Consider the following 13,340-nt stretch of genomic DNA (forward strand, 5'->3'; position numbering starts at 1 on the left):
CAATGCGCGCCATTGTCGACCTGTTGCCGCCCACTGCCTTGAAGAAGTCCGATTTCCATTACGACCTGCCGGCTGAACTGATCGCGCAGGCCCCGCTGGCCGAACGTTCCGCAAGCCGCCTGCTGCTGGTACCGCCGGCGCCCGATGCCTTCACCGACCTGCAGGTGCGCGACCTGCCGTCGCTGCTGCAGCCGGGCGACCTGCTGGTGTTCAACGACACCCGGGTGATCCCGGCGCGCCTGTTCGGGCAGAAGGCCAGCGGTGGCCGCGTGGAGATACTGATCGAGCGCCTGCTGGGCGGCCAGCAGGCACGTGCCCAGGTGGGCGCCAGCAAGTCACCGAAGGCCGGCAGTCGCATCGCGCTGGATGCCGGCGGTGAAGCAGAAGTGCTGGGCCGCGATGGCGAGTTCTACGTACTGCAGTTCCATGTGCCGGAATCGCTGGAACAGTGGCTGCTGCACGCCGGCCGCCTGCCGCTGCCGCCGTACATCCAGCGCGAGCCGGGCGTGGACGACCGCGAGCGCTACCAGACCGTGTTCGCGCGCGAAGTGGGCGCGGTGGCGGCGCCGACCGCCGGCCTGCATTTCGACGAACCGCTGCTGGCCGCGCTGAAGGACAAGGGCGTGGAGTTCGGCCACGTCACCCTGCACGTGGGTGCAGGCACCTTCCAGCCGGTGCGTGCCGATGACCTGAAGGACCACGTGATGCACCGCGAGTGGCTGAACGTCGGCGCCGAGCTGGTGCAGCAGGTGCGGCGCACGCGCGCCGCCGGTGGCCGGGTGATCGGCGTCGGCACCACCGTGGTGCGCGCGCTGGAAAGCGCGATGCGTGATGGCGAACTGCTGCCGTTTGCCGGTGAAACGCAGATCTTCATCACCCCGGGCTACCGCATCCGCAGCGTCGACGCGATGGTGACCAACTTTCACCTGCCGGAAAGCACCCTGCTGATGATGATTTCCGCGTTTGCCGGCAAGGAGCGCGTGTTCGAGGCCTACCGGCACGCGATCGAGCAGCGCTACCGCTTCTTCAGCTACGGCGACGCGATGCTGCTGTTCCCGCAGGCGGGGTAGGGCGCTGACCTCTGCCTGCTTGTGGTGGGTGCGCACCGTTGGTGCGCACTTGCAGGTGCCTGGAGACCAGGAAAGCCACGCATGGCGTGGCTCTACTGCCGTGCCGTTCCGGCCTGAATGGGCGGCCGGCCCGGTTTTGGGAGACAATAGGCAACTATTTGCCTGAACGACCGCTCCATGTCCCGATTGCAGTTCCAGCTCCAGACCCGCGACGGCCGTGCCCGCCGTGGCCGCCTGACCTTCCCGCGTGGCACGGTGGAAACACCGGCCTTCATGCCGGTCGGGACCTATGGCTCGGTCAAGGGCATCCTGCCGGACCAGGTGCGTGCGCTGGGCGCCGAGATCATCCTCGGCAATACCTTCCACCTGTACCTGCGCCCGGGCCTGGACATCATCGCCGACCACGGCGGCCTGCACGGCTTCTGCCGCTGGGATGGCCCGATCCTGACCGACTCCGGTGGCTTCCAGGTGTTCTCGCTGGCCCACCGCCGCAAGATCACCGAGCAGGGCGTGACCTTTGCCTCGCCCACCGACGGCGCCCGTGTGTTCCTGGGCCCGGAAGAGAGCATGAAGATCCAGAAGGTGCTCGATTCGGACGTGGTGATGATCTTCGATGAGTGCACCCCGTACCCGGCCACCGAGGATGTGGCGCGCCGGTCGATGGAGCTGAGCCTGCGCTGGGCCCAGCGCAGCCGCAACGCGCATGACGAGCTGGGCAATGACGCGGCCCTGTTCGGCATCGTCCAGGGCGGCGTGCACACCGACCTGCGCAGCCGCTCGGCCGAGGCCCTGCAGGCGATCGGCTTCGACGGCTATGCCATCGGCGGCCTGGCTGTGGGCGAGCCGGAGCACGAGCGCAACGCCATGCTCGACCACCTGGACCCGGAGCTGCCAAGCGACCGTCCGCGCTACCTGATGGGTGTGGGCCGGCCGGAGGACCTGGTCGAGGGTGTCGCACGTGGCGTGGACATGTTCGACTGCGTGATGCCGACGCGGAACGCCCGCAACGGCCACTATTTCACCTCGTTCGGCACCGTTCGCATCCGAAATTCCCAGTACGCGCGGGACATGGACCCGATCGAGCCGGGCTGCGGCTGCGTGGCCTGCACCGGCGGTTACACGCGTTCCTACCTGCGCCACCTGGACCGCTGCAACGAGATGCTGGCGCCGATGCTCGGTACCCTGCACAACCTGTTCTATTACGAAAAGCTGATGGCCGACATCCGCGCGGCCATCGAGGCGGGAACCTTCCTGGCCTTCCGCGAGTCCTTCTACGCGGCACGCGGGGCGGTGGCCCCGCCCCTGTAACCCGAACGCCCCTGCCAAACGGCCCAAGGACGAACGCCCGGGGCCGTGGCATACTTCAAGGCTGACCCAGATCCGCGGTCGACACCTCGTGCCCGTGAAAGGGCCGAAGCGCCGCCCAACCAAAGGACCAACGATGAACCTGCTTGCTTTCCTGATTCCCGCCGCCCACGCCCAGGCCGCCGGCGGCCAACCGCAGGGCATGGGCCTGACCACGCTGCTGTTCCCGGTCATCCTGATCGCCATCATGTACTTCCTGATGATCCGCCCGCAGATGAAGCGGCAGAAGGAGCACAAGGCCATGCTGGAGAAGATCAAGCGTGGCGATGAAGTGCTGACCAACGGCGGCATCGCCGGCATCGTCACCGACATCGGCGACAACTTCATCACCATTGAAGTGGCTGACAACGTGCGCATCCGCGTGCAGAAGGGCGCTGTCGGCAACGTGCTGCCGGCCGGTACCCTGAAGTCGGCCCAGTAAGCCACTCCCTTTCCGATGCACAACCGCGGCGCCGGGGATGGCGCCGCGCGGGACCCAAGCAATGCTCGAATTTCCACGCTGGAAGTACGTCGTCATCCTGATCGTACTGGCGCTCAGCGCGCTGTACGCGCTGCCCAACATCTACCAGAAGGACCCGGCCCTCCAGATCACCGCCAACCGTGGCGGGCAGATCGACGATGCGCTGCGCGACCGTGTGCTGGCCGACCTGAAGACGGCCGGTGTCACCCCCGTCGGTGTCGAGAAGGAAGGGGAAAGCCTGATTGTCCGCCTGCCGGACCTGAAGGCGCAGTCCGCTGCCAGCGACGCCCTGCGCGACACCGTCGGCGAAAAGTACACCGTGGCCCTGAACCTGGCCTCGACCGTGCCGGACTGGCTGGCCAACCTCGGCGGTCGCCCGATGGTGCTGGGCCTGGACCTGCAGGGTGGTGTGCACTTCGTGCTGCAGGTCGACCAGAAGGCCGCCCTCGACAAGCGCCTGGACGCCTACACCGAAGACGTGCGCAGCACCCTGCGTGACGCGCGCATCGCGTACCAGTCGGTGGAGCGTCGCGCGGACAACAGCATCGTGGCCAACCTGAGCCCGTCCGCCGGTGATGACGCCGCACAGCGTGCCCGTGCGGCGCTGGTGAAGGCGCAGCCGACGCTCGGCTACGACGTCAGCGGCAACCGAATCACGGTGACCGTGCCGGAGACCGAGATCGCGCAGATCGCCAATGGCGCCATCGAGCAGAACATCAACACCCTGCGCAACCGCGTGAACCAGCTCGGCGTCGCCGAGCCGATCATCCAGCGCCAGGGTGCCGACCGCGTGGTCGTGCAGCTGCCCGGCGTGCAGGACACTGCCGAAGCCAAGCGCATGATCGGCGCCACCGCCACCCTGGAATACCGCGCGGTGGTCGAGGGCAATGCCCAGGACGCCATCGACTCCGGCCGCATTCCGCCGGAAGCGAAGGTCTATCAGCGCCGTGACGGCGGCGGTCCGATCCTGCTGAACAAGCGCGTGATCGTCACCGGCGACCAGATGGTCGGCGCGCAGGCGGTGACCGACTCCACCAGCGGTGCCCCGGCGGTCAGCGTGACGCTGAACAACGTCGGCGGCCAGCGCATGTTCGACTTCACCAGCGCCAACGTGAACAAGCCGATGGCGGTGGTGTATACCGAACGCGTGCCGACCGTGACCCTGGTTGACGGCCAGGAAGTGCGTGGCTTCAAGGTCAACGAGGAAGTGATCTCGGTGGCCAACATCAACGGCGTGTTCGGCAAGAACTTCCAGACCACCGGCCTGCAGAAGAAGGAAGCCGACGACCTGGCCAAGCTGCTGAAGTCCGGCTCGCTGGCCGCGCCGATGGACTTCGTCGAAGAGCGTGTGGTCGGCCCGAGCCTCGGCGCCGAGAACGTCAAGAACGGCATGCGCGCAGTGGTGTTCGCGTTCCTGTTCACCCTGGTGTTCTTCAGCGTGTACTACCGCATGTTCGGCGTGATCACCTCGGCAGCGATGCTGTTCAACCTGCTGATCGTGGTGGCGGTGATGTCGCTGTTTGGCGCGACCATGACCCTGCCGGGCTTCGCCGGCCTGGCGTTGTCGGTGGGCCTGTCAGTGGACGCCAACGTGCTGATCAACGAGCGTATCCGTGAAGAGCTGCGTGCCGGCGTGCCGGGCAAGACCGCGATCGTGACCGGTTACGAGCGTGCCTCGGGCACCATTCTCGACGCCAACCTGACCGGCCTGATCGTCGGTGTGGCGCTGTTCGCATTCGGTACCGGTCCGCTGAAGGGCTTCGCACTGACCATGATCATCGGTATTTTCGCCTCCATGTTCACCGCGATCACCGTGTCGCGTGCGCTGGCGACGCTGATCTACGGCCGTCGCAAGAAGCTCCAGAACGTGGCCATCTGACGGGACGACACGCACAATGAAACTGTTTCCGCTGCACATCCTCCCGAACGACACCAAGATCGACTTCATGCGCTGGCGCCATGTCGCCATGGCAGTCACCATCGTGGTGTTCCTGGCCTCGGTCGCCATCATCGGCATCAAGGGCTTCAACTACGCGCTGGACTTCACCGGCGGCACCCTGATCGAAGCCCGCTTCGACAAGCCGGTGGACGTCGAGCAGGTCCGCAACAAGCTCGAGCAGAGTGGCTTCGAAGGCGCCCAGGTCCAGAGCGTCGGTGGCAACACCGACCTGCTGATCCGCCTGGCCCCGCACGGTGAGCATGCGCCGGGTACCGGTGACGCCGCCGCCGAGGACAAGGCCACTGCTGCCGCAGTAGTGAAGGCGCTGTCTTCTGCCGACAACCAGGCCACCGTGCTGCGCAACGAGTTCGTCGGCCCGCAGATCGGCAAGGACCTGGCGATGAATGGCCTGTACGCGACCATCTTCATGCTGGCCGGCTTCCTGATCTACATCGCGGTGCGCTTCGAGTGGAAGTTCGCGGTCACCGCCAGCATCGTGGCGATGTTCGACCTGATCGTGACGGTCGCTTACGTGTCCCTGCTGGGTCGTGAGTTCGACCTGACCGTGCTGGCCGGCCTGCTGTCGGTGATGGGCTTTGCGATCAACGACATCATCGTGGTCTTCGACCGCGTCCGCGAGAACTTCCGCAGCCTGCGCGTGGACTCGATGGAAGTGCTGAACCGTTCGATCAACCAGACGCTGTCGCGTACGGTGATCACCGCGGTGATGTTCTTCCTGTCGGCGCTGGCCCTGTACCTGTACGGCGGCAGCTCGATGGAAGGCCTGGCCGAGACGCACATGATCGGTGCGGTGATTGTGGTGCTGTCCTCGATCCTGGTGGCGGTGCCGATGCTGACGATCGGTTTCCTGCGTGTCAGCAAGCAGGACCTGCTGCCGAAGGCGAAGGACGTCGAGGCCCTGGCCCGTCGCCCGTAAGCGTTCGCGCTGCACGCAATGCACAGAGAACCCCGCGCAAGCGGGGTTTTTTGTTGGCAGGGCTTGCAGCCCTGCACCTGCAGAGGCAGCAGCAACAGCAACAGCGGGCATTCCGTGGATTGGTGGGGCGGTGTCGGAGTGCGGGGGCGCCGCAAGTACGTCCCTGTAGGCTTGGCAGCCGCATCCATGCGGCTCACACCCCGCACTCCGACACCGCCCCACCTTTGACAGATTCCTGCGGCTGTCGGTAGGTGTCGACCTTGGTCGACACATCTGTCAGATATCGAATGAATTCAACCGTGTCGACCAAGGTCGACACCTACCAAGGCCGCACGCCGTTCCAACAGATCGCGGAAGTCTGTCGAAGGCGGGGTGGGTCCGGTTGAGGGGGCGTGAGCCGCATGGATGCGGCGACCGAGCTTACATGGACGTACTTGCAGCGTCCCCCGCAACCGGATCCACCCCGCCAACCCGCAGGAACCCAGCTTTTGACGTTGCTGTTGAGGTTGCCGGCCAGCGGCCGGCACTACCGCAGGTGCAGGGTGCAACCCTGCAAAACAAACCCCACCCTACGCCAGCGTCGGTTGTGCATTCGGCCCCCGCGCACTACGATCCTGCGGTTCGCGCGCGCAGGCGCGCACCCGTATTCCTGCTGAGCGCCCCGTGCGCCGCATCTGCCAACCCGAGGTATCCATGGTCATCAAACCGCGCGTCCGCGGCTTCATCTGCGTCACCACCCACCCGACCGGCTGCGAGGCCGCGGTCAAGCAGCAGATCGACTACATCCGCGCGCGTCCGCCGATCCAGAACGGCCCCAAGCGCGTGCTGGTGATCGGCGCCTCCACCGGCTACGGCCTGGCTGCGCGCATCACCGCTGCCTTCGGCAGCGGCGCCGCGACCCTGGGCATCTTCTTCGAGCGCCCGGGCAGCGAGAGCAAGCCGGGTACTGCGGGCTGGTACAACTCGGCTGCGTTCCACAAGTACGCCGACGAAGCCGGCCTGTACGCCAAGAGCATCAACGGCGATGCCTTCTCCGATGAAGTGAAGGCGAAGACCATCGAAATGATCAAGGCCGATCTCGGCCAGGTCGATCAGGTCGTCTACAGCCTGGCGGCGCCGCGTCGCAAGCACCCCAAGACCGGTGAAGTCATCAGCTCCACGCTGAAGCCGATCGGCGAGCCGATCACCCTGCGCGGCCTGGATACCGACAAGGAAGTAATCACGGAAACCACCCTGCAGCCGGCTACCCCGGAAGAGATCGCTGGCACCGTCGCGGTGATGGGTGGCGAAGACTGGCAGATGTGGATCGACGCGCTGGCCGACGCCGACGTGCTGGCCAACGGCTGCACCACCACGGCCTTCACCTACGTGGGCGAAGAGATCACCCAGGCGATTTACTGGAACGGCTCGATCGGCGCCGCCAAGAAGGACCTGGACACCAAGGTGCTGGGCCTGCGCGAGAAGCTGGCGAAAATCGGCGGCGACGCTCGCGTGTCGGTGCTGAAGGCCGTGGTCACCCAGGCCAGCTCGGCCATTCCGACCATGCCGCTCTACCTGTCGCTGCTGTTCAAGGTGATGAAGGAAAAGGGCACCCACGAAGGCTGCATCGAGCAGCTGGACGTGCTGTACGACATCCTCTACGGCGGCAAGGCCGACGGCGTGGCGATCAATCGCCTGCGCCACGATCTGGTCGATGGCGATGGCCATACCGTCGCGCTGGTCGACGAGGAAGGCCGCCTGCGTGCCGACTACAAGGAAATGGCGGCAGACGTGCAGGGCAAGGTAGTCGCGCTGTGGCCGCAGGTCACCAACGAGAACCTGTACGAGATCAGCGACCTGGCCGGCTACAAGGCCGACTTCCTGCGCCTGTTCGGTTTTGGCGTGGAGGGTGTCGACTACGAGGCCGACGTCAATCCGGACGTGAAGATCGATAATCTGGTCGACATGACCTGACCAATGAAAAGGCCGGCGAAAGCCGGCCTTCTCTTTTGGTGGGGCCGGCCGCTGGCCGGCAACCCTGGGTACCAAAGGCTGCCGGCCAGCGGCCGGCACTACCGCGGTCACCCGAACTCGAACCCCATCTCCGGCAGCGCCGGGCCGACGAAGTCGCCCTGCACGTAATCCACGCCGGCACTGAACAGCAGGGTCATCGAATTGGCGTCGCTGACGAACTCGGCGATGGTGCGGATGCCGGCCTCCTGCGCGCGTGCGGTGATCTGGCTGATGCGGTCGATGTTCTCGCGGGTGGCCGCCAGATCGCTGGTGAAACCGCGGTCCAGCTTGAGGAACTGCGGCTGGAAGTGGGCGAGCAGCTGGAACGAGTCCAATCCCGAACCGAACTGCTCTAGGCCGATGCGGCAGCCCAGTGGCGCCACTTCGGCAAGGAACTGTTGCGCACTGCGCAGGTGGGTGAACACCTTCGCTTCCGGCGCATGCAGCCACAGCCGTTCGCCGGGCACGCCCTGCGTCTGCAGCTCGCGCCGCAGGGTGGCGATCATCTCGGGGTCGTCGAACGATTCCGGCGTTACCTTCACCAGTACCTGGGTGGCGTGGCCCTGGCGTGCGCGCTGACCCAGTACGGCGATGGCCTGCGAAACCACCCAGCGGTTGATCTCCGCCAGCAGGCCGTACTCCTCGGCGATGCCCAGGAACGCGGTCGGGCTCAGCAGCTCGCCGTTGTGCTCCAGGCGCAGGTAGGCCTCGTACAGCTCCAGCGGCTCGCCCTGCAGGTTCAGCACCGGCTGGTAGTGCAGCTGGAAGCCGTCGCCGGCAAGTGCTTCACGGATACGGGTGACCCAGCGCAGCACGCGTTCTTCCTCGACGCGGTCGGCCGCAGCCGGGTCGAAGATGCGGCAGGTATTGCCCAGTTCGGCGGCGGCATGCGTGCACTCGCTGGCGCGTGCGAGCACCTGGCCGATGCTGGCGATCTTCTCGCCCACCTGCACGCCACCGATGCTGACCGTCACCGTGGCCGAGCGCGCGCCGATGCTGAACACATGCGCCGCATACGCTTCGCGGATGCGCTCGGCCAGTGCCACGGTCTGCGCGTAGGGCCCGGCCTGCAGTACGGCGAAATTGTGTTCGCCGAAGCGGGCCAGCTGCGCGTCCTCGCCAACGACCTCGGCCAGCAGGCCGGCAAGGGCGCCGATCAGCGCGTCGGCCGAGGCCAGGCCGATGTCCGGCAGCAGGCGCGCGTAGTGGTCCGGCTCGATCAGCAGCAGGCCGAACTGGCCTTCGCTGCGGCCGGCCTGTGCCACTGCGCTTTCCAGCTGCAGCATGAAGGTCGGGCGGTTGAGCAGGCCCGTGACCTGATCGCGCTGGCGCAGGTCCTCGACCTCGCGGGCCAGCTCCGGATCGAACTCCATGCGGCGGCGAAGCACCACCTGCAGGCAGGATTCGCCTTCGTAGGTGGCAGCGGTGAATTCCATGGTTGCCGCGAACGTACTGCCATCCTCGTGGCGGGCATCGAGCTGGTACTGCGGCGGCGGCGCCTCGCCACGGCTCAGGCCCTTCAGCAGCTGCTTGAAGCCTTCCACATGCTGCGCGGCGACCATGTCCAGCAGCGAAATGCCTTCGATGTCGTCGAACTGCTCGTAGCCGAACATTTCCAGGTAGGCATCGTTGGCGCGGATGTGCATGCCTTCGTGCACGTAGGCGATGGGATCGCGCGAAGAGGCGATCAGCGCATCGCAGCGGCGCTCGGTCTCGCGCATCTGCGCCTCGATGCGGCGCAGGCCGCGACGGGCCTGCAGGTCCACCCATTGGTCGCGGACCACGGCCAACAGATGCTCGGAGCGCTGGCGCAGGGCGAGGGCACGGATGCCGTGGCTGCTGGCCTGCACCAGCTCGTCCTCGTCGATGCGATCGGCCAGCAGCACCAGCGGAATGTCCTTGCCGCTGGCGGCGATGTGCTGGGCCACCAGCGGCAGCGGGATGCCCTGCGAGGGGGACGCCAGCACCAGGTCGATGGCCTGGCTGGACAGCACCTGGGACAGCTCGGCCGCATCCTGTGGACGCCAAGGGCGCACCGCGATGCCGCTGTTGCGCAGCGTGCTGACGATGGCTTCGGCATTCTCGCCGCTGTCATCGACGATCAGCAGGCGGATGGTGATGTCGTTCGCGTTCTGCATGCACTGCTCCCCAATCTGCGAATCTAGATACACGATGCGCGGCGAACCGTCCATGCGCGCGCCCCTTGCACGCATCGAACGGCGATCTGGTTCACACCACGCCACCGGCCGCGTGGCCGCTGGCCCAGGCCCACTGGAAGTTGTAGCCGCCCAGCCAGCCGGTCACATCCAGCACCTCGCCGACGAAATGCAGGCCGGGTACGCGCTTGGATTCCATCGTCGAGGACGACACCTCGGCGGTATCCACGCCGCCCAGGGTGACTTCGGCGGTGCGATAGCCCTCGGTGCCGCTGGCCACCAGCGGGAACGCGCCCAGCAGCTGCGCGGCCTGGCGCAGCACCGGCTCGTCCAGCTGGCGCACGGGCCGGTCGGGCAGCCAGTGCTCGCACAGGCGCTGCGCCAGCCGCTTCGGCAGTACTTCGGCCAGCACCGTGCGCAGCTCGGCGGCCGGGCGCTCGCGCTTCATCTGGCGCAGCCACTCGCCGGCATCCTGGCCGGGCAGCAGGTCCAGCTCCAGCACATCGCCGGGTTGCCAGAACGAGGAGATCTGCAGGATCGCCGGGCCGCTCACGCCGCGGTGGGTCAGCAGCATGAAGTTCTGGAAGCTCTTGCCGTTGCAGCGCGCCTCGATCGGCAGGGCGACACCACTCAGATCAGCCAGCCGTTCCTGGTGCTTGCCGCTGAGTGTCAGCGGCACCAGCCCGGCGCGGGTCGGCAGCACCTGATGGCCGAACTGGCGGGCAATCTCGTAGCCAAAGCCGGTGGCGCCCATGCTCGGAATCGACAGGCCGCCGGTGGCAACCACCAGCGAGGCGCAGTGGAACAGGCCCTGCGTGGTGTGCACGCGGAACCCGTCGCTGCTGTGCTCGATGCGCTGCACGCTGCATTCGGTGCGGATCTGGGCACCGGCCGCCTGGCATTCGTCCACCAGCATCTTCACGATCTGCTTGGACGAGATGTCGCAGAACAGCTGGCCAAGCTCCTTTTCGTGATAGGCGATGCCGTGCTTGCTGACCAGCTCGATGAAGTGCCAGGGCGTGTAGCGCGCCAGCGCCGATTTGCAGAAGTGCGGGTTGGCCGACAGGAAGTTGGCCGGGGTGGTGCCGGTGTTGGTGAAGTTGCAGCGGCCACCGCCGGACATCAGGATCTTCTTGCCGACCTTGTTGGCATGGTCGATCACCTGCACCTGGCGGCCGCGCTGGCCAGCCGTGATCGCGGTCATCAGCCCGGCCGCGCCGGCGCCGATGACCACCACGTCGCAACGGATCGTGCTCATGCCTTGGCGCGCTTGCGCCAGTTCGGGACCACGTCGAGCTGCATCTGATCGTTGAGCAGCTGCACTTCACCGTCCTGGATCAGCACGCTCCAGCGCATCGCGCGCTGGATCTGCTGGCCCCACAGTTCGACGAAGGCACCATCGAGGTCAACCACCGACAGGTTGTCGAAGCGCGCCAGGCCCTTGCCCTGCTTGCCCCACCAGATTTCCGAGGCGTTGCCGCCGTAATTGACCACCTGCACCTGTCGGCTGCGGTTGCTGGCCTTGCGGATGCGGGATTCGTCGGGATGGCCCAGGTCGATCCATTGCAGGATGTCGCCGGTGTAGTCGTGTTCCCACAGGTCCGGCTCATCGTCGGTACTGAGGCCGCGGCCGAATTCCAGGCGGTCGCCGGCGTTCAGCGCGAAGGCGAGCAGGCGCACCATCAATCGTTCGTCGGTCTCGGACGGGTGCTGGGCCAGGGTCAGGTTGTGGGTCGCGTAGTAGCCGCGATCCATGTCGCTGATCTGCAGTTCGGCCTTGCGGATGGTGGCGGTAAGAGCCATGGGGGATCCGTGGACTAAAGACGTCAATGATAGAGGTTTGCTCCAAGGGTGTCCGTTGCCGGGCTGTCTGCGCAGTGTCAACGGTGGCACTCTTGGCGCTCTTTCCCGTGGCCGGAATGGACGCCATGACCCTGCCCAGCCACCTGCAGCTGCCCCCCGGCCACTGGCCCAGCCTGCTCGATGGCCTGTGCGCGCGTTTCCCGCGCATCGGTCGCGCGCGATGGCAGGACCGCTTCGCCCGAGGCCGTGTGCAGGATGCGCAGGGCAGGGCACTGGCGCCGGACATGCCCTGGCAGGTGGGGCTTGAGATCCAGTACTTCCGCGAGGTTGCCGACGAGCCGGTGATTCCCTTCGCCGAGACCATCCTGCATCTGGATGCGCACCTGCTGGTGGCCGACAAGCCGCACTTCCTGCCGGTGACGCCGGCCGGTGGATATGTGCGCCAAACCCTGCTGTCGCGCCTGGTCACACGCACCGGCAACACCGAACTGGCGCCGTTGCACCGCCTGGACCGGCTGACCGCCGGCCTGGTGCTGTTCTCGACCCAGGCGGCCACGCGTGATGCCTATCAGCGGCTGTTCCGCGAGCGGCGCATCGAGAAGACCTATGAGGCGCTGGCACCGGCGCTGCCCGGGCTGGCGTTTCCGTTGCAGCGGGACAGCCGTCTGGTGCCGGGGGAGCCGTTCTTCCGCATGGCCGAAGTGCCGGGCGAGCCCAATGCGCGCAGCCTGATCGAGCCGATCGAAGCCGAAGGGCCGATCTGGCGCTACCGGCTGAAGCCGGAAACCGGTCGCAAGCACCAGCTGCGCGTGCATATGGCTGCGCTGGGCGCACCGATCGAGGGCGACGACCTTTACCCGCAGCTGAGGCCGCGCCGGGATGACACGTTCGAGTCGCCCCTGCAGCTGCTGGCGCAGGGGCTGGCCTTCGATGACCCATTGAGCGGGGAGCCACGGCGGTTCAGCAGCCAGCGCCGCCTGTGCCGAATGGAGCAGGGCGGCTAGCGCGGGTCAGCGGGCCGGGCGCCGCGCCAGCCAGCGGTCCAGCTCGGCGGCGAACAGCTGCCGGTCGCGCTGGCCCAGCGGCGGCGGGCCGCCGGTCTGGACCCCGGCGCCGCGCAGTTCTTCCATGAAATTGCGCATCGACAGCCGCTCGGCCATGTTGTTCGGCGTGTACAGCTGGCCGCGCGGGTTCAGCGCCACAGCCTTCTTCTCCAGCACCAGCGCGGCCAGCGGGATGTCCTGGGTGACGACCAGGTCTCCGGCAGCGACCCGTTCGACGATGGCGCTGTCGGCCACGTCCAGGCCCTGGGGCACCTGGATCGAACGCAGCCAGCGTGAGGGCGGGGTGCGAATCCACTGGTTGGCAACCAGGGTCAGTTCGATGCCAACGCGTTCAGCGGCACGGAACAGGATGTCGCGGATGACGGTGGGGCAGGCGTCCGCGTCCACCCAGATGCGGGGGAGCGCGGGTTCAGCTTGGGTTTCAGCTTCAGTCATTTACCCAGTGTAGGGTAGGAAAATCCTGAATGGGGACTCGGGGTTAGCCTCGATCGGCTGCCAGCCCTTGTCACGTCTAGCGGGCGGGGCCAGCCGATGAACGTCCGGGCTATCGCTTT

The 13,340-nt window shown here is 66.7% G+C and carries 11 protein-coding genes; 7 read left to right on the plus strand and 4 right to left on the minus strand.

What is annotated here, in order from left to right:
* Nucleotides 1-2 precede the first annotated feature (2 nt).
* From queA to fabV, 6 genes are all read left to right on the plus strand, one after another.
* Entirely contained in the window at nt 3-1,070 is a 1,068-nt protein-coding gene (gene queA, locus AC5P5R_RS10140; RefSeq protein ID WP_012479927.1) for a tRNA preQ1(34) S-adenosylmethionine ribosyltransferase-isomerase QueA, read from the plus strand.
* Between the two features lie 177 nt (nt 1,071-1,247).
* The gene (gene tgt / locus AC5P5R_RS10145) at nt 1,248-2,378 is read left to right on the plus strand and encodes a tRNA guanosine(34) transglycosylase Tgt (protein WP_005409256.1); all 1,131 of its coding nucleotides are present in this window, start codon (nt 1,248-1,250) and stop codon (nt 2,376-2,378) included.
* Between the two features lie 133 nt (nt 2,379-2,511).
* Nucleotides 2,512-2,856 (plus strand): preprotein translocase subunit YajC, encoded by a 345-nt coding sequence (gene yajC / locus AC5P5R_RS10150; protein ID WP_005409257.1) that lies wholly within the window; start codon nt 2,512-2,514, stop codon nt 2,854-2,856.
* Between the two features lie 61 nt (nt 2,857-2,917).
* Nucleotides 2,918-4,774 carry a protein translocase subunit SecD gene (gene secD, locus AC5P5R_RS10155; RefSeq protein ID WP_005409258.1) on the plus strand — a complete coding sequence of 619 codons (1,857 nt, stop codon included), beginning with the start codon at nt 2,918-2,920 and terminating at the stop codon, nt 4,772-4,774.
* Nucleotides 4,775-4,790: 16 nt separating this feature from the next.
* Entirely contained in the window at nt 4,791-5,771 is a 981-nt protein-coding gene (gene secF, locus AC5P5R_RS10160; RefSeq protein ID WP_005413022.1) for a protein translocase subunit SecF, read from the plus strand.
* Between the two features lie 693 nt (nt 5,772-6,464).
* Nucleotides 6,465-7,724, plus strand: a complete 1,260-nt coding sequence (fabV, locus tag AC5P5R_RS10165) for an enoyl-ACP reductase FabV (protein ID WP_100438412.1) — start codon at nt 6,465-6,467, stop codon at nt 7,722-7,724.
* A gap of 107 nt (nt 7,725-7,831) precedes the next feature.
* Here fabV and AC5P5R_RS10170 read toward each other — a convergent pair whose 3' ends face one another.
* The 3 genes from AC5P5R_RS10170 to AC5P5R_RS10180 all read right to left on the minus strand — a co-directional run bounded on the left by AC5P5R_RS10170 (nt 7,832) and on the right by AC5P5R_RS10180 (nt 11,722).
* Entirely contained in the window at nt 7,832-9,901 is a 2,070-nt protein-coding gene (locus tag AC5P5R_RS10170) for an EAL domain-containing response regulator (protein WP_099481541.1), read from the minus strand.
* Between the two features lie 91 nt (nt 9,902-9,992).
* Nucleotides 9,993-11,177, minus strand: a complete 1,185-nt coding sequence (locus AC5P5R_RS10175) for a BaiN/RdsA family NAD(P)/FAD-dependent oxidoreductase (protein WP_495226372.1) — start codon at nt 11,175-11,177, stop codon at nt 9,993-9,995.
* Entirely contained in the window at nt 11,174-11,722 is a 549-nt protein-coding gene (locus AC5P5R_RS10180; protein ID WP_005409263.1) for a YaeQ family protein, read from the minus strand. Before AC5P5R_RS10180 ends, AC5P5R_RS10175 begins: the two co-directional genes overlap by 4 nt.
* Before the next feature lie 125 nt (nt 11,723-11,847).
* Here AC5P5R_RS10180 and AC5P5R_RS10185 point away from each other — a divergent pair, with 125 nt between their 5' ends.
* A complete protein-coding gene (locus tag AC5P5R_RS10185; protein WP_100438414.1) occupies nt 11,848-12,726 on the plus strand; it encodes a pseudouridine synthase in 879 nt (292 codons plus the stop codon).
* A gap of 6 nt (nt 12,727-12,732) precedes the next feature.
* On the opposite strand, the gene AC5P5R_RS10190 is transcribed toward AC5P5R_RS10185, so the two are convergent.
* The gene (locus tag AC5P5R_RS10190; RefSeq protein ID WP_024958678.1) at nt 12,733-13,221 is read right to left on the minus strand and encodes a YaiI/YqxD family protein; all 489 of its coding nucleotides are present in this window, start codon (nt 13,219-13,221) and stop codon (nt 12,733-12,735) included.
* Between the last annotated feature and the right edge of the window lie 119 nt (nt 13,222-13,340).

The sequence above is a fragment of the Stenotrophomonas sp. YJH_SMC_19 genome, assembly GCF_059367915.1.

Bases quoted from the DNA above. Each gene is read 5' to 3' on its own strand.
- queA (WP_012479927.1), top strand. From the start codon at position 3: ATGCGCGCCATTGTCGACCTGTTGCCGCCCACTGCCTTGAAGAAGTCC.
- tgt (WP_005409256.1), top strand. From the start codon at position 1,248: ATGTCCCGATTGCAGTTCCAGCTCCAGACCCGCGACGGCCGTGCCCGC.
- yajC (WP_005409257.1), top strand. From the start codon at position 2,512: ATGAACCTGCTTGCTTTCCTGATTCCCGCCGCCCACGCCCAGGCCGCC.
- secD (WP_005409258.1), top strand. From the start codon at position 2,918: ATGCTCGAATTTCCACGCTGGAAGTACGTCGTCATCCTGATCGTACTG.
- secF (WP_005413022.1), top strand. From the start codon at position 4,791: ATGAAACTGTTTCCGCTGCACATCCTCCCGAACGACACCAAGATCGAC.
- fabV (WP_100438412.1), top strand. From the start codon at position 6,465: ATGGTCATCAAACCGCGCGTCCGCGGCTTCATCTGCGTCACCACCCAC.
- AC5P5R_RS10170 (WP_099481541.1), bottom strand. From the start codon at position 9,901: ATGCAGAACGCGAACGACATCACCATCCGCCTGCTGATCGTCGATGAC.
- AC5P5R_RS10175 (WP_495226372.1), bottom strand. From the start codon at position 11,177: ATGAGCACGATCCGTTGCGACGTGGTGGTCATCGGCGCCGGCGCGGCC.
- AC5P5R_RS10180 (WP_005409263.1), bottom strand. From the start codon at position 11,722: ATGGCTCTTACCGCCACCATCCGCAAGGCCGAACTGCAGATCAGCGAC.
- AC5P5R_RS10185 (WP_100438414.1), top strand. From the start codon at position 11,848: ATGACCCTGCCCAGCCACCTGCAGCTGCCCCCCGGCCACTGGCCCAGC.
- AC5P5R_RS10190 (WP_024958678.1), bottom strand. From the start codon at position 13,221: ATGACTGAAGCTGAAACCCAAGCTGAACCCGCGCTCCCCCGCATCTGG.